This window comes from Paenibacillus sp. NPDC058898 (genome assembly GCF_049316025.1).
Classification (GTDB): Bacteria; Bacillota; Bacilli; order Paenibacillales; family Paenibacillaceae; genus Paenibacillus_AQ.
Genome location: NZ_JBMOSM010000008.1, coordinates 90,737 through 110,462 on the forward strand (window position 1 = coordinate 90,737; position 19,726 = coordinate 110,462).

Annotated in this window: 17 protein-coding genes; 9 read left to right on the forward strand and 8 right to left on the reverse strand. The window is 50.6% G+C overall.

Going from position 1 to position 19,726, the window contains the following annotated elements; genetic code table 11:
• Positions 1–366: 366 nt before the first annotated feature.
• Positions 367–1,446 (reverse strand): copper amine oxidase N-terminal domain-containing protein, encoded by a 1,080-nt coding sequence (locus ACOZB4_RS21495; RefSeq protein WP_379408759.1) that lies wholly within the window; start codon positions 1,444–1,446, stop codon positions 367–369.
• Between the two features lie 290 nt (positions 1,447–1,736).
• Here ACOZB4_RS21495 and ACOZB4_RS21500 point away from each other — a divergent pair, with 290 nt between their 5' ends.
• The 4 genes from ACOZB4_RS21500 (at position 1,737) to ACOZB4_RS21515 (ending at position 8,029) form a co-directional block, all read left to right on the forward strand.
• Positions 1,737–1,898 carry a hypothetical protein gene (locus ACOZB4_RS21500; protein WP_379408755.1) on the forward strand — a complete coding sequence of 54 codons (162 nt, stop codon included), beginning with the start codon at positions 1,737–1,739 and terminating at the stop codon, positions 1,896–1,898.
• 475 nt (positions 1,899–2,373) lie between these two features.
• Positions 2,374–3,264: a streptogramin B lyase Vgb(C) gene (vgb(C), locus tag ACOZB4_RS21505; protein WP_379408753.1), complete on the forward strand. Its 891-nt coding sequence runs from the start codon at positions 2,374–2,376 to the stop codon at positions 3,262–3,264.
• Between the two features lie 161 nt (positions 3,265–3,425).
• Positions 3,426–5,072 carry an SWIM zinc finger family protein gene (locus ACOZB4_RS21510; RefSeq protein ID WP_379408750.1) on the forward strand — a complete coding sequence of 549 codons (1,647 nt, stop codon included), beginning with the start codon at positions 3,426–3,428 and terminating at the stop codon, positions 5,070–5,072.
• The gene (locus ACOZB4_RS21515; RefSeq protein ID WP_379408747.1) at positions 5,069–8,029 is read left to right on the forward strand and encodes a DEAD/DEAH box helicase; all 2,961 of its coding nucleotides are present in this window, start codon (positions 5,069–5,071) and stop codon (positions 8,027–8,029) included. The genes ACOZB4_RS21510 and ACOZB4_RS21515 overlap by 4 nt, the downstream gene beginning before the upstream one ends.
• 743 nt (positions 8,030–8,772) lie before the next feature.
• Here ACOZB4_RS21515 and ACOZB4_RS21520 read toward each other — a convergent pair.
• Positions 8,773–9,612, reverse strand: coding sequence for a helix-turn-helix transcriptional regulator (locus ACOZB4_RS21520; protein ID WP_339269791.1), 840 nt, complete (start codon positions 9,610–9,612; stop codon positions 8,773–8,775).
• Between the two features lie 135 nt (positions 9,613–9,747).
• Here ACOZB4_RS21520 and fabF point away from each other — a divergent pair, with 135 nt between their 5' ends.
• The 4 genes from fabF to ACOZB4_RS21540 all read left to right on the forward strand — a co-directional run bounded on the left by fabF (position 9,748) and on the right by ACOZB4_RS21540 (position 13,894).
• Positions 9,748–10,989, forward strand: a complete 1,242-nt coding sequence (gene fabF / locus ACOZB4_RS21525; protein WP_379408742.1) for a beta-ketoacyl-ACP synthase II — start codon at positions 9,748–9,750, stop codon at positions 10,987–10,989.
• A gap of 201 nt (positions 10,990–11,190) precedes the next feature.
• Positions 11,191–11,703, forward strand: a complete 513-nt coding sequence (locus tag ACOZB4_RS21530; protein ID WP_379408737.1) for an RNA polymerase sigma factor — start codon at positions 11,191–11,193, stop codon at positions 11,701–11,703.
• Positions 11,703–12,584 carry a DUF3298 domain-containing protein gene (locus ACOZB4_RS21535; RefSeq protein WP_379408732.1) on the forward strand — a complete coding sequence of 294 codons (882 nt, stop codon included), beginning with the start codon at positions 11,703–11,705 and terminating at the stop codon, positions 12,582–12,584. The genes ACOZB4_RS21530 and ACOZB4_RS21535 overlap by 1 nt, the downstream gene beginning before the upstream one ends.
• A gap of 194 nt (positions 12,585–12,778) precedes the next feature.
• Positions 12,779–13,894, forward strand: coding sequence for a DUF3298 domain-containing protein (locus tag ACOZB4_RS21540; RefSeq protein WP_379408730.1), 1,116 nt, complete (start codon positions 12,779–12,781; stop codon positions 13,892–13,894).
• Positions 13,895–14,080: 186 nt separating this feature from the next.
• Here ACOZB4_RS21540 and comJ read toward each other — a convergent pair whose 3' ends face one another.
• From comJ to ACOZB4_RS21570, 6 genes are all read right to left on the reverse strand, one after another.
• Positions 14,081–14,566: a competence protein ComJ gene (gene comJ, locus ACOZB4_RS21545; protein ID WP_076322682.1), complete on the reverse strand. Its 486-nt coding sequence runs from the start codon at positions 14,564–14,566 to the stop codon at positions 14,081–14,083.
• A 34-nt stretch (positions 14,567–14,600) separates the two neighbouring features.
• Complete coding sequence (locus ACOZB4_RS21550) at positions 14,601–15,251, reverse strand: hypothetical protein (protein ID WP_379408727.1); 651 nt, start codon at positions 15,249–15,251, stop codon at positions 14,601–14,603.
• An 87-nt stretch (positions 15,252–15,338) separates the two neighbouring features.
• The gene (locus tag ACOZB4_RS21555) at positions 15,339–15,938 is read right to left on the reverse strand and encodes an SMI1/KNR4 family protein (RefSeq protein ID WP_379408724.1); all 600 of its coding nucleotides are present in this window, start codon (positions 15,936–15,938) and stop codon (positions 15,339–15,341) included.
• Positions 15,939–16,206: 268 nt separating this feature from the next.
• Entirely contained in the window at positions 16,207–17,286 is a 1,080-nt protein-coding gene (locus tag ACOZB4_RS21560; RefSeq protein WP_379408719.1) for a DUF418 domain-containing protein, read from the reverse strand.
• On the reverse strand, positions 17,283–17,870 hold the full coding sequence (locus ACOZB4_RS21565; RefSeq protein WP_379408715.1) for a TetR/AcrR family transcriptional regulator: 588 nt from the start codon (positions 17,868–17,870) through the stop codon (positions 17,283–17,285). The genes ACOZB4_RS21560 and ACOZB4_RS21565 overlap by 4 nt, the downstream gene beginning before the upstream one ends.
• 159 nt (positions 17,871–18,029) lie before the next feature.
• On the reverse strand, positions 18,030–18,665 hold the full coding sequence (locus ACOZB4_RS21570; protein WP_379408710.1) for a carbohydrate-binding family 9-like protein: 636 nt from the start codon (positions 18,663–18,665) through the stop codon (positions 18,030–18,032).
• Between the two features lie 197 nt (positions 18,666–18,862).
• On the opposite strand from ACOZB4_RS21570, the gene udk reads away from it, so the two are divergent.
• Positions 18,863–19,498, forward strand: coding sequence for a uridine kinase (udk, locus tag ACOZB4_RS21575; protein ID WP_076322433.1), 636 nt, complete (start codon positions 18,863–18,865; stop codon positions 19,496–19,498).
• Positions 19,499–19,726: the final 228 nt, after the last annotated feature.

Here is a 19,726-nt window from a genome sequence, read left to right on the forward strand (position 1 = left end):
TTACTTAACATTGAATGCGTTTACTTACGAAATCACTCTCTTCCCCTAACAAAAATGTGTCAGGTTTATTAACTATCTTAGAGGAATCTTAAGACTCAAGTAAATGGTAATAAAGGCCTATGAAAGAGGATGAAATCTTCCTGCATAGGTTCTAAATGCGCCATTCTCTCTGGTTCCTTTTTGGAGAGTATGGAGGGAATAAATGGGATGGACTGGATATTAAAAAAGCACAAAAAGGGCACCGTAGCACCCTTTTGATTAGCGAAGCACATCATTCTATCAAGATTTATGCTTCTAGTCCATGTTCATAACGTCTTATCAGATATGCGTTTATATGTAGATCTAAAGTTCCACATCAATAAAGCGTTACTTCCCCCATTCTTCCAGACTACTATATTCAATGCTATCCACCACAAATCGGTTCAACTTTTCTTGAAATCGGTATGTTATATGGAGATCGCCAGCGAAGCCGGCAGGGCTGATGCTTCCCGCAGCTTCCGTAACAAGCTGGCCTTCCGCTAGTTTGTGTCTGACGACGGCCCCGAAGCCAACCTTATCATATAGGTAGCTTTTATCCTTGGAATCATCCTCGATCCTTTCGACATACTCCTTCCCGTCGATCAAAAGTTTGATCACAAAGTGGTCTGCATACTTCTCAATGTTGGATTGCACATGGCTCAATACCGCCTGTTCCAATGATTCGATAGGAATTTCCTTCAGAGTCTCGGCGTCGACTACATGCATCTCCCCCATGTAAAGACCCGTGCCGGTCCCGTTCACATAGAACACCACAACTTCCGGCTTGCCATCGCCTGTAACATCCTGATATTGAATGACGGGTTTACGCATACCATCTCCGCCGTTCCAGTCCTTAAAGACCTGCTTCCTTCCTTCGACCTCGACCACCATTCCTTCATATCTACCGTATTTCGTGGCGCTTACCGGATACAGCTTCACATCCCGGTTCTCCTCAGCCGTCGACACGTCAACTTCCGGTGTATAGATGTAGACCATCCCGGCCTTCGTATCCAAGCTTACCTGTGCACCATACAGCTCCGCCATCCATCGAGCAGGAACCATGACGCGCCCATCCTTTAGTTGAGCGGGAACAGACAAGGTGTAGATCTTCCCCTTTCCCTTGGCTTCCTTGCTCCCCATCTTTAGGGTGACTTGATCGGTGCCCGTGTTGACGGTTACCGTCTTGTTCTTGTTGTTCCAGCGGAGCTGCATAGGCTTCAAATATTCCCTCACCGTGTTCAAAGGGACCAGCGCCGTACCATTCACGATGACAGGTTTAACGTCCATCGTGACAACATAATGATTAACATTTAATCCCAATTCCTTCTTGTGCCCAGTCTCAGCCTGAGCCTGTACCATCGAGCTTAACAGCATTGTGGCCGCTATAGCGCCGCTTGCCGCCAGTTTTGTCCATTTCTGGGTTGTCATGTTCTTTAAATCTCCTTAGCTGAAAATATGAATCCTTATAAACTTTAACGCATCGTGACCTGGATTGGTTAGTCCATATCAACAAATAATGAAAATACTTCCTCTGTCGTCCCCTTCCTGCAGAGCCTCCAAGAATTTGCCCCATCTTATGTAAAAACATGAGTACGATCCTTCTGTTATGTTAGAATCGGATATGATTGTTATATTATGGAATATAATGAGTTCAAAATGGTTCTGATGCCGGTGCCAGGAAGGTCCTGTGCGGAAAATGTTGAAGGGAGGTGGGCTGTATGGGTTCCATGTTTAGTTTATGGCCTATGTTGATATTAATCATAAACGGACTTTTTAAGCTGCTTGGTTTGTATGCATTGTATCTGCTCATTAAACTTCTGATTCGCGCCATAACAGCTGTCGAGCTTTACATCGATGAGAAAAGAAACCGGCGGTTGTGAATGTAAACTTCAGATCATTTAGGATTGAAACTACTGAATCTCCTGTGGTAAAGTCTAGGCAACCAGAAATGAAAGGGTGAACCAAAAGCCAATGATCTACTAATCCTGTCCCAAGCATTGGAAAACACTTCGATTTCGATACGAGGTTTTCGGGATAGGATTCGTGCGGCTTTTTTTATATGTGACGGGTAGATGCTTGAAGCTTCTTTATTCATGAAGCCGGTATCTTCTTTTGTCCGTATTCAGCCTCCTATTCCGAAATCTCGGAGTGGGAGGCTTTTTATGCAGCATTCATAAACGCTATGATCCTGGCATGATCAGGAGCTGCTGGAGATCCGTTGGTGGGACGCTGATATCGAGTTAATCAACCGACTTATGGGTGTGATCGTGAGCGGTGACTTGGATACGCTCAGACAAATGAAGAATCCGTCTTAAACCATTCCTAACAACTTTCTATACAAGGAGGCATATTTGCATGCAGATCATAACACAGGAGTACAAGACAGCGAATCGGGAGTCGGGACCTTATGGTATTACGACAGGACAAGATGGGACCATATGGTTCACGGAACAAAAAGGAAACCGGATCGGGCGGCTCACCAAGAATGGGGATATGCGCACGTTCGAAGTGCCGACTCCGGATGCCGGGGTCATGTCCATCCTCTCTGCCCATACTTGTGACCTCTGGTTCACGGAGTACAAAGCGAATAAAATCGGAAGAATGACAGTGGAAGGAACATTTACGGAATTCGAACTGCCTGAAGCCAACTCGTCTCCTTACGGCCTGACGGAAGGTCCGGATGGAGGCATATGGTTCACCGAGCTAACCGGCAACCGAATCGGAAATATAACGCCGGCAGGCGTTATCGCGGAATATGACTTACCATGCAAAGGGGCGTACCCTTCCTATATTACAGCCGGTCCGGACGGCGCGTTGTGGTTTACGGAAAACCAGAACAACTGCATCGGACGGATTACAGTGGACGGAGAGATTACCGAATTCCGCATTCCAACAGAGCAATCCGGCCCGGTCGGCATCACGGCAGGTGCCGATGGCGCCCTATGGTTTGTTCAAATCAACGGCAATCAAATCGGTCGGATCACAACGGCCGGGGAATTCACTGAATTCAAGCTCCCGTCCGGGAATGCCAGACCCCATGCCATCACGGCGGGGGTTTGCGAAGATCTATGGTTTACGGAATGGGGAGCCAATCAAATCGGACGAATTACCTGTAACGGGGACATTACCGAGTACCCGATCCCTACCCCCTCCGCCGAACCACATGGCATTACCGTGGATTCCGGCGGCGAGGTCTGGTTCGCCGAGGAATGCGATCAGATCGGACGGTTTACGATTCAATATTAGGCTTAGGATGCCAACATATTGCTCCACCCATAAAAAAGCCCGTTCAGCAGCCTGTTGCCGGGCTTTTCCAGTGCAAAGTTGTCCCGGCTTGTTTCTTCATCTATGCGAATATGATAGATTAAATGGATACTTAGAATTATTTCTCTTAGGAGAGTCCAATAATGAACCCAAACCAAACGTTAAATGATATACAGTGGCAGACGCTCATTCAACAAACCGCCGGTTACTTCAGCGATTTGACTATTAAACGGGGGTTTCAATATTACAAGCAAGGTCGTGTTCACACAAGCGATTTGACAGAGGCTTCCGGGATAATTGAGGCTGCCGTTGATGGAACGGAAACTTACCGTATCCAGCTCCATCTTCATTCGCTGAGTGACAGCACATGCAGTTGTCCCGTTAATGAAGGCTGCAAGCATATGGTGGCTGTTCTGCTTGACTATGCTCAGCTTCAGGGTCGTTCCATTCACGCCCTAGTTAATGCCCATTCCACCACGTATGCTTCCACCTCTTCGTATGACCGAAGCGAGTCCGGCTTCAGCCCAGCGCAAGAACGGCCGTCTGCCGGAGCATCAAAATGGAGAGTCAAGGCGGACCATTTGCCCGAGCTGCCGATCTCCGCATGGCATGAGCTGTTCGAAGTTTGCACGGCTTCGCTGGGAGCTAATACGCAGAACTCATTTTACGCCAAAAATGCACTGGCCTCCCTCCATCACATCAAACCGCCGATGCCGCCGGAAATGGGATCATTATACGAGTTTCATGCTCATCTCTTTATTCTCGAGAAGCTGGTCAAGCAGCCCGCGAGTGCCTGGAATTCCTCCGGATCCTACATCGGCTATCATACGCAGGTAGCAGCGGATCATATCCTGGCCAGAATCGAGCGCATCTTCCATGAAGGGCTTGAGAGCAGCGAACATGGAGAGGCATTCAAGCAGCGACTGACCGAGACCATTTCGCATGTCCGGCGGAGCATGCTGAGCGAGCCGCGGAACCGCAAATTTTACGCCCAGGTCTATATGCAGCTCTGGATGTACTGGATCTATCCGTTTGCCAAAAAGGACAACAGCTTAATCCAGGCGGAGTTAGAGCAGTTACAGGCAGCCGAAGCCGAATTCGGCAGCACCCTCTCGCGTGCCTCGTGGTATATGGCGCAGGGCTTAATGTCCTTCTACCTCGGACAAGACAAAACGTCTTGGAGCCTGATCAAGGAAGCAGACAAGGTTAGCAGTCTGTCTCCGGCTTCCGTCCTGGGCTTCTTCGACATGCTGCATTCCTGGCAACAATGGGAACGCTTGGCTCACTGGCTCCCGGAGATCGGCCCGCTGCTTGGCAGTCACCGCAACGAGCATCTCAGCAGCTATCAGTTCTATTGGGATGCCGTCATAGAGCACCTGCCCGAGGAGGCTGAACAGATGTGGAGCAGTCTTGCCGACATGCTTCCATATGCGAAGGACATCTATCAGAATGCCTTGATCACGCACGGCAGATGGCGGGAATGGATCGACTACCAATTAAGCACAGGCCGGGAGCCGCTGGAGCTCCGGGTCAGCGAGCTCGCGCCGATTGAGAAGAATGCGCCCGAGCTGCTGCTGCCTTTTTACCATCAGGCCGTTGAGCGGTACATCCTTCATAAGAACCGAGCCGGCTATAAAGCAGCGGTCAAGCTGCTCAAACGGTTGGCCAAGCTATATAAAAAGCTCAAGCAGCAGGAGCGCTGGGATCTGTTCATTATCTCATTGTCCGTACGAAACAGCCGGCTTCGTGCATTCCAGGAAGAGCTGCGGAGAGGAAAGCTGATATCATGAGCAGACACACAGAAACCATCACGGTCCACATGGCGTTAAGCGAATACGGAGATGCCGTCATATACGGCTCTACCGTCATGCGGGGTTACGTGTCCGGACAATACCTGAAGCACCGTTTATTTGCGTGGCACGAAGCTTCCTTCTACGGAACAGAGCTCACCGTTCAATCCGTTCAGGATATGGAAGTGGTCATCCTACCTTCCGAGCAGGTCATACCGTTTTTTGCGGATGGACGACTACTCGAGCATATTGAATGGGTATGGGACCAGGATTGTCTTCCCTTCATTGAAATTGCTCCTTCGCTGGCAGCTTGCATTCAGGACAAGCAATACGCGCCCAGCTTGAGTGCCTTCAAATCTGGCAAGCTGCAATGGATTTGGGATCCGGAGGCGTTCACAGCGGAAGAGTTGTCCCGTCTTTCCCTTCTGAATGCAGACGAGATATGGAATGAGGGCTTACGGGCGGCGTTCTCTGCCGCCGTTCAAGATCAGTGTTACGGCAGCGAAGAGGCGGCGGCTGACCTGCGCAGAGAATACCCGCTTCTCTTCTCGCCGAACCGCACGGCAGCCGAAGGCATGGACGACAAGTCATGGCTGATCGCCATCGGATGGCGGCCGGATACCGCTCCATTCCGACCGCTGCTGCAATTGTTGGAGCCTGACGAAGAAGAAGCCGCATGGCGCCTTCGGCTTGTATTGCAAGACAAGCAAGACGCTGCATCGCTTGCAGCCGTTCGTCTGGCTGAAGACGGGCAGGCATACGGATCATGGCCGGAGACATGGACATCACATATCAAGGAGCGGTCCCCCGGCTGGCTCCAAGGTTTGCAGGCAGCACTGCCGGCAAGGGTGCTTCACGCTCCAGCTGAAGACGCACTCGGTACGCCTCTGTCCGATGAGGCCGCATGGCAGTTCCTGACCGTTGACAGCCAGCGGCTGCTCCAGTTAGGTTGGCTGGTCCTGCTGCCAGCTTGGTGGGAAGCCGCCAGCAAGAAGAAACCCAAACTGCGGGCGAAGGTACGCTCGGGCGAGGGCGAGAACGCCGAGCGAAGCAGCGGCGGTTCCCTGTTCGGTCTGGATGCGCTGGTCAATTTCGATTGGCGGATCGCCATCGGCGAAGCTACTCTTTCCGAGGCGGAATTCGCGGAGCTTGTTGCCCGGAACGAACGGCTGGTACGGTTCCGGGGCCAGTGGATTCCGCTGGATCCCGCTCTGGTCGCCCAAATCCGCCAGATGATGGCGGGCGTAGATCGTGAGGAAGGCCTATCGTTCCAGGATATTCTGCATCTGCATCTGCTCGGGAACAACGATGAGTCAGGGCAGACTCAGCAGGATGCTGAGGAAGCGCGGGACCCGGAACGGATCAAGCTTGAGGTGGAGCTGAACGAGCACCTCGTGAAGCTTATCGGCCAGCTTGGCCGACAAAGCGAATGGCCGAACCTTCCTGTCCCGGCTGGGCTGAAGGCCGAGCTGCGGACTTATCAGCATGACGGCTTTGCCTGGCTTGCCTTTTTGCGACGTTACGGGCTTGGGGCATGCCTTGCCGATGACATGGGTCTTGGCAAAACCGTGCAGTTTATCGCCTACCTGCTGCACGTGAAGGAGACGGCGATGCAGCGGGAAGAGCGACGCCTCCCTTCCCTGCTGATCTGTCCCACCTCGGTGCTGGGCAATTGGCAGAAGGAGCTTGAACGGTTTGCCCCGTCGCTCCAGGTCATGCTTCACTACGGCGGCAAACGAAGCAGCAGCGAGGATTTCTATAAAGAGGCTTACCAAGCCGATATTATCCTTACTTCCTATGCGACGGCCACGCTCGATCAAGAAATGTTAAGAGACATGAAGTGGGAAGCGATCGGCATCGACGAGGCCCAAAATATCAAAAATGCTGACACCAAGCAATCCGCCGCCGTGCGAAGTTTCCCGGCAAAGCATCGCGTTGCCTTAACCGGCACACCGATTGAGAACCGGCTGTCCGAACTGTGGTCCATCTATGACTTCATCAATCCCGGATATCTCGGCAGCCTGCGCGCGTTCAATCTCCGGTTCATCCAAGCCATAGAAAAAGACAAGAGCGAACAGCGCACGGCTGATCTGCAGAAGCTGATCAAGCCCTTCATGCTTCGACGCAAGAAGAAGGATCCTGCAATTCAGCTCGACCTGCCGGACAAAAACGAGATGAAGACCTATATCCATCTCACCGCCGAGCAAGGTGCACTTTACGATCAAACCGTGAACAGCCTGCTGGAACGCATGCAAAAGCTCGAGGGCATCGAGCGCAAAGGGGCCATCCTGGCAGCTCTTACACAATTCAAGCAGCTCTGCGATCATCCGGCTCTGCTTACGAAGGAGCCGCTTCCGGAATTGCCGGGAGGCGGCGGCTTGCTCGACACCGAAGCTGTCGTCAACCGTTCAGCCAAGCTGGAGCGGCTGCTGTCCATGGTGAAGGAGCTGCGGGAAGAGGGCGAGCGCTGCCTGATCTTCACCCAGTATATCGGTATGGGTGAGATGATGCGGCAGGTGCTCCATCAAGAGCTCGGGGAGCCCGTGCTGTACTTGAACGGCAGCACGCCCAAGCGGACTCGCGACCGCATGATCGAGCAATTCCAATCCCAGACGCTGCCGCCCGAAGAGCAACCGAATGTCATGATTCTCTCGATCAAGGCCGGCGGCGTTGGTCTGAATCTGACCGCGGCGAATCATGTGTTCCATTTCGACCGCTGGTGGAACCCTGCGGTGGAGAATCAGGCTACCGACCGCGCTTATCGGATGGGACAGACCAAGGATGTCCAGGTGTACAAGTTCATCTCCATGGGGACGCTCGAAGAGCGAATCGATGAGATGCTGGAGAGCAAGCAGCAACTAAGCGATCAGGTTATCGCAAGCAGCGAGGGCTGGATTACCGAGCTGTCCACCGATGAGCTGAAGGATCTCTTCACGCTGCGGCGCGACTGGGCGTAATCGTCACTATCAGGAGTAAACGAATAGTCGATCGTGGATACTCGGCCCCAAAGAGATGGAGCATAGTGGAATCCTGTGAAACTCCTTGGCGGCCGCAAGGTGTCGCTCTACAACGACGATATAGTTGAATAGCAGAAAGCCCCGTGTGCGGACACGGGGCTTTTGTTATTTGGAGGAGTTTAATACTTAGAATAATTTCGTTTTGTTTACGCGCATGAAGCTTGTATAGCTAAGGTTTCTAAAATTCAAACCAGTTGAAGTACTTTGTCTTGGGTAATCCATTTCAACTTGAGGTGCTTTCGCTTACACAGGAAATCCACTCAACTTAAGGTACTCTCGATTACGCAGGTAATCCGGCAGTCTTGAAGTGATTCACTTACAAGGAGAACTCCGATTCAACCGCACAAGATGGCCGGCACCAGAACGTTTGGCAACCTGCTGGTAATTAGGTAGGAGGAGAGTGATTCTTTGTATTAACGGACACAGAATACGCTATTTAAGACAAATTCATCATTTTTAGATACTGACGGACATAGGATCCGTTATTTGCGCCAAAACAGCATAAAAATGCCGGATATGCGCCCAATAACGGATCTTGTGTCCGCTGCGGTTTAAATTATGGCGTGATCTCATCATATAACGGAACTGGAGTCCGATAGGAACAGCGAGTAGTTGACTACTTCAAGAACAGTAAATGCTGGCGCGGGATCGGTATTTCCGGCCTGCCCCCCCACTCCCTCCGCTTACTTCTCCTCCATCAGCTGCCGCAGCTTCGCTTCCGTAGTCGAATCGGGGGCGGGGGTATAGATGCTGCACCGCAGGTCATCATTTCCGTACACTTTGAGCGACGTGAGCTCATATACCATTTTTCCGGCCTTGGCGTGCCGGAACTCCAGATGTACTTCCGGGGCGTAGCTGACCTGGCTCTGCTCCCACATCCGATTGAAATCGGGATGCCCCTGCTTCATCTCTTCCAGAAAACGGTCATACCACTCATCCTCGACATATTGACCGTAATAGGACCGGAACATCGACAGGAAGCCGCTGGCGAACTGCTCCCAATTTACCGCCAGCCGTTGAAACTCCCTGCGGGTGAAGAGCAGCCGGATCATGTTCCGCTCCTCGGGCGGAATGCGGTCAAAATCAAGGAACACGTATGCAGCCGCGCGATTCCACCCCACGATGTTGCACATCCGATCCGATATCATGACGGGGCAATATTTTAGCTCAGTGATGATTTTTTGCAGGGACGGACTGATCTGCACCGCTTCTTGTTTGACCGTATAAGGCTCCGCCCCGCTCTCCAGCGCCAGCGAATACAGATATCTGCGCTCATCCGCATTTAGCTGAAGCGCATTGGCGACGCAGTCCAGCACGGACGACGATACCTGGATGTCGCGTCCCTGCTCGAGCCAGGTGTACCAAGTGGTGCTAACACCCGCCAACTGGGCGACCTCTTCCCTGCGCAAGCCTGGTGTTCTCCGTCTAGTCCCGGGCGGAAGTCCGACCGACTCGGGTGAGATTTTGGCACGCTGCCCTTTCAAGAATGCCGACAACGCTTGCAGCCTAACCTGGGAATTCATTGTACAAGCCCCCTTCACTCATTAAGGATAGCAGTATTTATACTAGGATAAACGGTATCTTGTAATAGGATACTACACGTGACATTATAACCTTAAGATTGACAAGTTATAAAGTCTTAAGGAGGCTGTTGATCCATGGAAAGAGTTGTTATCACCGGTATGGGCGTCATATCGCCGCTGGGCCATGATGTTGAGACGTTCTGGTCCCGGCTTGTTCGGGGAGAGTCCGGTATTACACATATAGAAAATTTTTACACATCAAGACAAAAGGTACAAATAGCAGGCGTCGTGAAGGAGTTTGACGCAAACGCGCTGTTTAGCGTTAAGGAAGCCCGGCGGTTGGACCGCTTCTGCCAGTTTGCGCTGGCTGCGGCGGATCAAGCGATAAGCCAGTCGGGCCTTGATCTTGATCAGATCGATCATGAGCGCATGGGGGTCTACGTCGGCTCCGGCATCGGCGGCATCCAAACCCTGATGAATCAGAGCGGCACGCTGTCGTCGCGGGGTCCCGAGCGGGTCAGTCCTACCCTGGTTCCCATGATGATTCCCAATATGGCGGCCGCGCTCATCAGCATTAAATACAAGGCGCTGGGCTCCACGCTGGCACCGGTTACGGCATGTTCGATCGGCAATACGGCGATCGGCGAGGCTTTCTTTAACATCCAAGCCGGCCGGTCCGACATCATCATCGTGGGAGGATCCGAAGCCGCATTGACCGACATCTCGCTAGCCAGCTTCGCGAATGCAACCGCTCTTTCCTCCCGTAACGATGAACCGGGCCGGGCCAGCCGGCCGTTCGATACAGACCGGGATGGATTCGTCATGGCGGAAGGTGCCGGCATCCTCGTTCTGGAATCCCTCTCTCATGCCTTGGGCAGAGGCGCTGAAATTCTGGGCGAGGTCATCGGATACGGCGCCAGCTCGGATGCCTATCATATGGTTGCCACACCGGAGGACGGCAACGGCGCGGCACGGGCGATGAAGCTGGCCCTGACCGAGGCGAACCTCGCTCCAGCCGACGTGGATATCATCAGCGCCCATGCCACAAGCACGGTCATCGGTGACCGTTCGGAGACAGCGGCCATTAAGCAGGTGTTTGGCGAGGAGGCGTATCGCATTCCGGTAACGGCCAACAAGTCGATGACCGGACATATGCTGGGCGCATGCGGCGGCGTGGAGGCCATTGCACTCGTGAAATCTCTGCAAGAAGGCATCATACCGCCGACGATCAATCTGGAGCATCCCGATCCAGCATGCGATTTGGATTATGTACCGAACCAGGCGAGAAACGCCGAGCTCCGGATTGGCATGTCGAATTCCTTTGGCTTCGGCGGACATAATTCGGCGATTGTTATCCAGAAATATGAGCATGAATAACCATGAGTTCCAGACCCCAGTGAAAACTGGGGTCTTTTTCTTGTTGTGATTCTGGAAGAATGGGCTGAATAATGAGACAGAAACACTTTTTAAATTTTTTTTCGCAGAATCAAACTTTTTGCAAGACTCGCACGTCTTGCTTCCGTAAGTCAATTGCAATTGATGGTTACCCGCGCGGGCCCAAAGGAGTGTCATATTTACATGAGTGGCGGCCGGAAGCTTGAGAAGCTTCTTATTCAATGTATAACCGAAAATCAGGACAGCGCCTACCGGCTGGCATACAGCTACGTTAGAAATAAAGAGGATGCCCTCGATATCGTTCAGGACGCGATCCACAAAGCATTTTTATCCATGGAAAAGCTGAAGCAGACGGGTTCAATAAAAAGCTGGTTTTTCCGAATTATTGTAACAACCTCCCTGGATTTCATTAGAAAACAGAAAAAAGTCCGTGTCATGGATGACGAGAACCTGGAGGTTATATTACCCGGCAGCCATGACCACTATCCGAATCTGGATCTGGCCCAATCTTTGGAGGAATTACCCGACAAGTATCGGGTCGTCATCATACTCCGATTTTTTGAAGATATGAAGATTGACGAAATTGCCGAAGTGCTCAACGAGAACGTCAGCACGGTGAAAACGAGATTATACCAAGGACTACAGAGACTGCGGGTGAACTTAAGCGAGGAAGATCAAGAGGAGGCACAACGATAATGCATGACAAGCTGAATAGGATGAAAGAGCAGTACGAGAGCACTCCTATTCCTGACGAACTAAGCTCGATTGTCAACAAGACCATAGCAACCAGAAGAAAAAAAAATAGAGCGCTGCCCTGGCTCGCTAGTAGCGCAGCTGCATGCATGCTACTGTTCGCCGGAGTGAATACCAGCCCTGCCTTTGCCCAGGCCATGTCCGATGTGCCGATTCTGGGCCATATCATCAAGGTGATCACCATCCGTGAATATGCCGAGCAAGACGATAACACGGAAGTGCATATTGAAACACCCGGCATTGCCAACTTAGGAAATACAGAGCTTGAGCAAACCCTGAATAACAAATACCTGGAAGAAAATAAAAAGCTGTATGAGAACTTCAAAGACGAAGTCGCCCTGCTAAATAAAGAAGGCGGCGCCCATCTGAGTCTCGATAGCGGTTATGAAGTGATCACCGACAATGAACAGCTGTTGACACTTTCGCGCTATATTGTCGAATCTGCTGGAAGCTCTGCCGAATCGAGAAAATACGATACGATCGACAAGAAGAACCAGATGGTGATCACACTGCCAAGTCTGTTCAAGGATGATCGTTATATCCAGGTCATCAGTGACAATATCAAGGAGCAGATGCGCCAGCAGATGCAGAATAATCCAGACAACATCTACTGGGTGGAGCAGCCCGGCGTGGAGTCCGATGTACCGGAGGATCTGTTCCAAACGATCACCAAGGACCAAAACTTCTACATCAACCAAAACGACAAACTGGTCATCAGCTTTAATGAATACGATGTTGCACCCGGCTATATGGGCGTCGTGGAATTTACGATCCCAACGGAAGTGATCGCAGACCAGCTCGTCAGCAGCGAATACATCCGATAGATCCGCCGTTCATCACTAGGAATGCAGATCGTTCTTCCGATCCCTGTTGCCTCCAGATTTTCTTTTGAAATTTTATGAGTCAGTGGAAATCCGGGGACAAAGGGGACCGCTTCGCTTCTCCAGAACGATTCTGCCTTCTCCGTTTCAGATCACAAATTGTAGATATCAAACCCTAAACCTGGAGGTAATATATAATGAAAAAAACAATGAAAACAACAACCCCATTAACTAAAACCCTGGCGGCTGCCGGATTAGCGGGCATCCTTATGATCTCCGCTTCGGGTCTGCCATCCGCTCATGTCCATGCCGAAACCAAAGCTGCAGCGAGCACGAATCGGGTGACCGCTCCAACCGTTGCCCCGCAACTAGTAACATCCAAAACACTGCAATCCAAGGAAAAATGGCTGGAAACCAATATTAAGATCCCTGTATTCCAAGGTCTGACTGACACCAAATATCAAGACCAGTTGAATGACATTATCGAATCCCATGCTTCCAAGGATATGGACAAATGGGAGAAAGAAGCGGCGGAAGCGGCTGCAAATGCACAAAAGAATGGCTATACCATGCACCCTTATCAGCTGACCATTAATTATGAGCTCACATCGGATGGTAAAGACGACAGCTTGATTTCCCTTAAGGTCATCACCGAAGGCATCGGAATGAACAATGGTGATCCTCGTGTGGATACGTACAACTTCACGAACGAAGTCGAAGCCCAGCGCGTGACGCTCGAAGACCTGTTCGGTAAAGATTACACATCCATCGTGGATAAAGCTGTCAAAACCGCGATTGCCGCGGATCAGGACCAATACTTCGCGAACGAAGACGGATTTCAAGGCATAGACGCGGAGCAATCCTTCTATGTCGCGGACGGAAAAGCCTATATCGTATTCCAAAAATACAGCATCGCCCCTGGATCCACAGGCACACCGGAATTTGCCATAAAGCTGCCGGGTAAAGGATCAGACAAAAAGCCTGCTGCAGCCGTAGTGAAATCAGGCGCTTATTACAAAGATAGAAACGGCAAGATCATGGTTCAGGTATCCGTGCTGCGCCAGCTGCAATTCAATGTCAAGTGGAACGGCAAGAGCAAAACCACCGAAATCTCCAAAGGAGCTGTCTGGAGCGCGGTGAAGCTGAACAAGGATGCATACACTTTGGGTAAAATGGCCCCACGTTCGCTGGGCTCGGCTCCTGTAATGAAAAAAGGCCACATCTATGTTCCACTTGCTTTCCTGACAGACGTTCTGAACCTGAAGGCAGATCAAAGCAAGCATGGCCAGATTACGGTGACCGCTGCAAAATAATAGATCCACTCCATTCAAAGCCTGTGCCTCCTGCACACCATCTTTCCAAAAGCAGGGACAGCACAGCATGCGGTAAAGAAGAGGCCCTCTCCAACACGGAGACGGTCTCTTCTTATTTTCTGTTAGCTCTGAAGAACGTTTACCTTAACCAGGCCTTCCTTGTCCCTGTTATAACGCAAAATTCCGTCAGCAATACCCCAACGACAATGCTTCTCCAGCCTTGCCGCCCCATTCATCATCCATCAGATACCGGGCATGAATCCCTTCTCCCTCATGTACAAAAGTGAAACGATAATACACTTCTTCATCCTCGCAAATCTCAAAATACAGTGCGTATCGCCCCTTTTGCAGCGGAAGCTCAATAACGGCGTCCGACATGACGGACAACAGCTCCAGCTTCCCGGGATCCAGAACATCAAACGGCACGACCATCCGCCGCTGCGCGTTCGGATCTTCGATGAACGCTTCTTTCAAGGCCAGCTTTACCCAAGCACCGAAAGCATCGTCAGGGATGGGATCAAAAGTGAGATAACCGGGATGAATGACAACGCCCTGCTTGATATTGGTTTCTCCCCATTGGCACAAATCCTCATCAAAGTCCCGTGAGCGGACTTGTATCTGATGGTGCGAGATCGTGAGGTCCACCTCTTGGGTCATTTTTGTATGCTGCATATGTATAGCACCTCGCTTTTTGGATATCTGCATTCTATTTAAGCCGCTCCATATGGATCGTGGCCAGCCTGCGGTCCTTATCCACCTGAACCCGCATGCTGATGCCCAGCTTCTCCTCGAACAATCGGGTGACATTCAGATACTTATCCTCGACGACTCCCGATCCTCCTCGGCCGTTGGAACGCGTCATGCCTGCGGTGATAATCTCTTTCACCATATCCCCATCCGCTTTGGCGTCCGGATCGTATGTAAATATGGGCTCTTTACGGTCATTATAAAAGATCATGTCCTGCCGGTATTCCTTTGCGTTCACATACTCTTTTCGCGTCTCGATATAGTCGCTCTCCAGATGGCCATACTGAACCCGCCCTGCCAAGAACGGATTGTCCTCCAAAGCCTCCACCTCGAACTGCCCGTATGCCAATTGATACAGCATGTTGAGGTCCGACCCTTCCAACCTGTAGTACAACGGACGAAGTTCCCCTTGCTTATCGGTTGCGGCGAAACCGGCCAGCAGCGGCCAAGCATCCACTTGTTCACCATCCACATCAACGGCCAGCTGGTATTTGGTCAGGACCACCTCATTCTGAAAAAGCCCATACGTGCGCGCAATAAAATAGCCGGGTATCAACAGCGTGGCTGCCACCAGTATGATCACTCCCCAGAGGACCCGCCTGCCTTTCATGCTGCCACCCCCCTCGCTAGTTCTTCTTCTGATTATCACGCACAACGACATCTTATGTAAGCATCAAGAGCACTTTCTGGCGTTCCATCAGTAGTCCACCTCTTCAATGTCGGTGCGCAGATTGCGATTGGACGCCCGAAGCAGTTCCGTGAAGGAAGGCGCGATATAATACACAAAGTCAGGATCATGCACGTACATGATGATCTGCCCGGATGTTCCCGGCTCCGCCGGATCGAAATCCAGCATTAGATACAGCGACCCGCCTGCCATCGTGGCAAACGGATACCAAGCCTTGTGAAACAGATACGGTTTAATCTTCGGATCCAGCTGCTGTATTTCCTCCGAACTGTAATACGCATCCAGTGGTTCATCCCGCTCGCAAAAATAAGATTTGACTTCCTTCATCTCTTCCAGGCTCATCAGGTAAAACGGCGGGTATTCTCCATCCCCCTCGTTACCGGGATAGAGCACGTGAAACCCGTATCCGCTACCGTTCTTCTTACTGTAAAACGAACGAAAGTCCTGCGGCAACTTGATCCCGAACTCCGCTTCGAAAAGCTGCAACTGGGCAGGAGCAGCCCCCTCCAATTGTTTATATTCCTCCAGCAGATCCCGAAGATCTTCGGCAACCTTCTCCTCCAACTGCTGCTCCAGCTCGAGCATCAGTCCATCAATGACAGCATTCATACAATAACCTCCGTTTATTACATGTCCACTTACTCCAAGCGGGGTGCTTCCCTTTACTAAAAGTATATAGAACGCTGCAATGAAAACAACATGTCCTGCGGCATGCAAAAAAAGGGACAAAATCCCCCTTGAGATATTGGTTTTGGTTCTTTTATGAAAACACCCCAGGATATTAATGGCTGCTGAAGCGCAGCTATTTCATGGCGGTATCAGTTAATTCGATACAGGGATAAGTGGGATAGAGATAGCCCGCTCTCCTACCGGAGAGTTAACACCATTTTCGCATAAGCAGCTCCATGGGACCTCGCTTCACTCGCTTTCTCCATGCCCAAGAAAAGATGACAGCCATCACAAAGTAACCGCAGCCGTAAGCAACCGCAAAGCCCAGATGGCCATTGTTCAAATACCCGACCGCTTCCAGCAGCCCCAACCCAATGAAGATATGACCGAGATAATGGGAGAGCGAGAGCTGCCCGGTCCATATAAGCCACCCTGTCAGACGGTTCTTCTCAAAACGCTCAACGATATAAAAACAGATCGTAATCACGGCAACAGCCAGACATGCGGCAGAACATACATAGAGCAGCGTGGGCGGCATCGGCTTGGTCGTAAACAGATAACTCGCCGAATCGGCATCAAGCCACGGGGACGTCCAGTGAATGAGGAAATACGATAACAGCTCAAATATAACCGCCCCGGACAATGAATAAATCATGAGCTTCCGTCTGTGGTTGCCGCCCCACCAGCCCTTTCTTCCAAGCCACATGCCGATGAGGAAAAAGCTGCTCCATGGAAAAAGAGGATGATATCCGTTGAACATCAAATTGAGTATGAATCCTTCCCCGGTCCAAAAGTCGGCATATCGATGAAAACCGGAGTCCCAGCCCTTGCTGTAGTCCAGCAGGATCAACATGGATGACGATACGATCAGAACGAGTCCAGTCAGGATTAGGAGCGTTCTGTCCGATACCGTTATGAGTACCGCGGCCAGAAGCAAAAATACCGCATAATAGTGCAATATATCGGCGCTCCATCCGGTCAGCAGCAGAACTGTCCCGGCAATAAACAGAAATACGGCTCTCCTCACCAATGTCTTCCGATTCTCTCGAATCATGTGTTGGTCCCGGGATAACCTGGCTTTCGCAGTCATTAAGGACACTCCGATGCCGGCCAGCACCACGAACAATGCAGAAGCTCTTCCTTCAAACAGACCGGCGATGGTGTGCAGCCAAATTGCTCCATGATCCCCCACCTCCATGGCAAGTTTATAATTGACAATAATCATGCCAAAGATAGCCCAGGCGCGAGCATAATCGAGTGCGGTTAAACGCGTTGACTTAGAGCTCATTTCCCGCCAGCTCCTGACATCACCTGGTTGACCACTTGCGTCCAGATCACCTCATAGTCGTACTCAAGACCGTAACTCATGAAGTTATCCATGCTGTCAATGATCATCGTTAGCATCTGTGCCTGAACTCCCATATTGCCCTCTGGCAAAGCTCCAATGGAAACTCCATGCTGCAGCAGCTCCGTAAAGCCGGAAGTGAACCCTTCCAGAATGCCGATTAGCTGCCGTGCATATTTAGGATTGCGATAACCCAAGGCCTGATACTGATTCATAATTCGAGTGTAGTGCTCATCTTCCTGTTGCTTATGAATCATGTTCAATCCGTCAGAGGTAAGTCTCGCGCCGAAATTCTCCACCGTATAATTCTCCAGTTGAAAATAAACATGAAAGCCGATGCTGCGGCAAATCTCTTCAAAAAGCTTGTCAATAAGAGCTTCCTTCGAAGAAAAGTGATAATAAAGCGCAGGCTTGGACACATCCAGTTCCTTGGCGATCATCGCCATGCTCGTTTTCTCAAAACCTTGTTCCGCAAACAAGCGATAGCTTGTATCTAAAATAACCTCGTACGTTGATGGATTACTCATCTTGATCTGAACAGCTCCTCGAAATTTTACTTACCGGTCGGTAAGTGAATGATAATACAGGATGATCTTATTTGCAACATGATTCTCTTCGCAAACACAAGAATGCCGCACAGCGGATATGAAAATCCACCGATGCGGCATTCCGGTTACATTAATATGCTAAATGACATCGACAAACTCCAGCTTCCCAAAACGCGAAGGAATATGGTAGTTCACTTCACCGGTCGGGCTCCATGCCTGATACTCCCGGTTTCCTTGGGTGTCCTCATCAATGCGGTAAAAATTCACACCCCAGCTTCGTCCCGCTTGCGGAGCGTTCTTGAAGTTCGCAGCCGGAATGCGAATTTCATAAATCAAATTTCCCTTACCGTCATGTTCTACCGAGGTTTGAAGACCGGTAAGATCCCAATGAATATCGCTGCTTGTGATCGACTTCCCTCCATCATTACGGATCAGGGCGTCGAATATCACATTGTTCGGACTAACCTCAAGCTCGATATATTCCGTTCCCGTTCCTGCTTCGTCGATAAACAGTTCCACGACATCCTGTTCATACAGCGGATCATCCCGATGCTGATACTCCGATACGATATGAGAATCTTGGCAAACAAACCGTACATAGAAGCATTCGGAGCTCCAGCAGGCGCGAACCTCGGTCGCTTCTTTCGTAGCAAGCCCGGTCACGGTATCACTTAAGGCCACTGCTTCATAACGGTCCCAATCGACGCTCCCCTGATGCTCTCCCTGCTGCTTGTATATAACGGGCTTGCATGGGTAAATTGCCGTATAATGCATGATCATCCCTCCGAAAAAATTCAATGGTTAATCTATCCTCTATGATAAGACATACAGATTCGGTTCGCTATTCCGTGGTAAGAATAAAGAACATACGGGAAATCCCATCTTTTGCTCTATGTCCCCATAGTGAAAATAAGCGCATGCTGTGCTACAATAATAAAATTGCAAACTCTAGGGAGGGTTATGGATTCGCCATGCTCATAATTGGTATCGCCGGCGGCACCGGATCGGGCAAAACGACGGTTGCCCGCTCTGTCATTGACCGTCTTGGTTCAGATAAAGTGACTTTCATTTCGCAGGATAACTATTACAAGGATCATAAGGAACTCAGTTTCGAGGAACGCGAAGCGATTAACTATGATCATCCGTTCGCATTTGACAACGAGCTGCTCGTCGAACATCTCGGCATTTTGAAAAGCGGACAACCCGCATTCGCACCAGTGTATGATTTTACTGCCCATGCCCGCTTCACGGATCAGACCCTCGAACTGAAGCCGAACAACATCGTCATCATTGAAGGCCTTCACGTGCTGTCCGATGAGAATCTGCGCAAGCTGCTTCACATTAAAGTGTTTGTGGATACCGATCCTGATGTACGCCTGCTTCGCCGGGTCGTACGCGATATCGAAGACCGCGGCCGGACCATCCAGTCGATTCACAATCAGTATCTGACAACCGTCAAGCCGATGCATGAGGCGTTCATTGAACCCTCCAAGAAATACGCCGACCTGATCATTCCCGAAGGCGGAGAGAATGAAGTCGGCATTCGCCTGCTCTCCATCTTAACCGAGAAATATTTGACCGGCGACCGCACGCTGTCGGGGGAATAGAACAAGCCTGCGAATCAGCTATTTGTCAGTTTGGCAGCATAGAAAAAAGTGGCTGTCCCAAAAGTAAGTTTGTTCACTCGGTAAGACAGCTTGATTGGTGAAAAAGCAGGGGAATAAAAGAATGGTGGTGGCAGGGAGGTGATACCGGGGCCCACCCATTGATTATTTTTGTTAAAATGCGCCATATAACACGCCTCGATAAAGTTTTTTTAGTAACAAATAAAATTT

Bases quoted from the DNA above. Each gene is read 5' to 3' on its own strand.
- ACOZB4_RS21495 (WP_379408759.1), bottom strand. From the start codon at position 1,446: ATGACAACCCAGAAATGGACAAAACTGGCGGCAAGCGGCGCTATAGCG.
- ACOZB4_RS21500 (WP_379408755.1), top strand. From the start codon at position 1,737: ATGGGTTCCATGTTTAGTTTATGGCCTATGTTGATATTAATCATAAAC.
- ACOZB4_RS21510 (WP_379408750.1), top strand. From the start codon at position 3,426: ATGAACCCAAACCAAACGTTAAATGATATACAGTGGCAGACGCTCATT.
- ACOZB4_RS21515 (WP_379408747.1), top strand. From the start codon at position 5,069: ATGAGCAGACACACAGAAACCATCACGGTCCACATGGCGTTAAGCGAA.
- ACOZB4_RS21520 (WP_339269791.1), bottom strand. From the start codon at position 9,612: ATGAATTCCCAGGTTAGGCTGCAAGCGTTGTCGGCATTCTTGAAAGGG.
- fabF (WP_379408742.1), top strand. From the start codon at position 9,748: ATGGAAAGAGTTGTTATCACCGGTATGGGCGTCATATCGCCGCTGGGC.
- ACOZB4_RS21530 (WP_379408737.1), top strand. From the start codon at position 11,191: ATGAGTGGCGGCCGGAAGCTTGAGAAGCTTCTTATTCAATGTATAACC.
- ACOZB4_RS21535 (WP_379408732.1), top strand. From the start codon at position 11,703: ATGCATGACAAGCTGAATAGGATGAAAGAGCAGTACGAGAGCACTCCT.
- ACOZB4_RS21540 (WP_379408730.1), top strand. From the start codon at position 12,779: ATGAAAAAAACAATGAAAACAACAACCCCATTAACTAAAACCCTGGCG.
- comJ (WP_076322682.1), bottom strand. From the start codon at position 14,566: ATGCAGCATACAAAAATGACCCAAGAGGTGGACCTCACGATCTCGCAC.
- ACOZB4_RS21550 (WP_379408727.1), bottom strand. From the start codon at position 15,251: ATGAAAGGCAGGCGGGTCCTCTGGGGAGTGATCATACTGGTGGCAGCC.
- ACOZB4_RS21555 (WP_379408724.1), bottom strand. From the start codon at position 15,938: ATGAATGCTGTCATTGATGGACTGATGCTCGAGCTGGAGCAGCAGTTG.
- ACOZB4_RS21560 (WP_379408719.1), bottom strand. From the start codon at position 17,286: ATGAGCTCTAAGTCAACGCGTTTAACCGCACTCGATTATGCTCGCGCC.
- ACOZB4_RS21565 (WP_379408715.1), bottom strand. From the start codon at position 17,870: ATGAGTAATCCATCAACGTACGAGGTTATTTTAGATACAAGCTATCGC.
- ACOZB4_RS21570 (WP_379408710.1), bottom strand. From the start codon at position 18,665: ATGCATTATACGGCAATTTACCCATGCAAGCCCGTTATATACAAGCAG.
- udk (WP_076322433.1), top strand. From the start codon at position 18,863: ATGCTCATAATTGGTATCGCCGGCGGCACCGGATCGGGCAAAACGACG.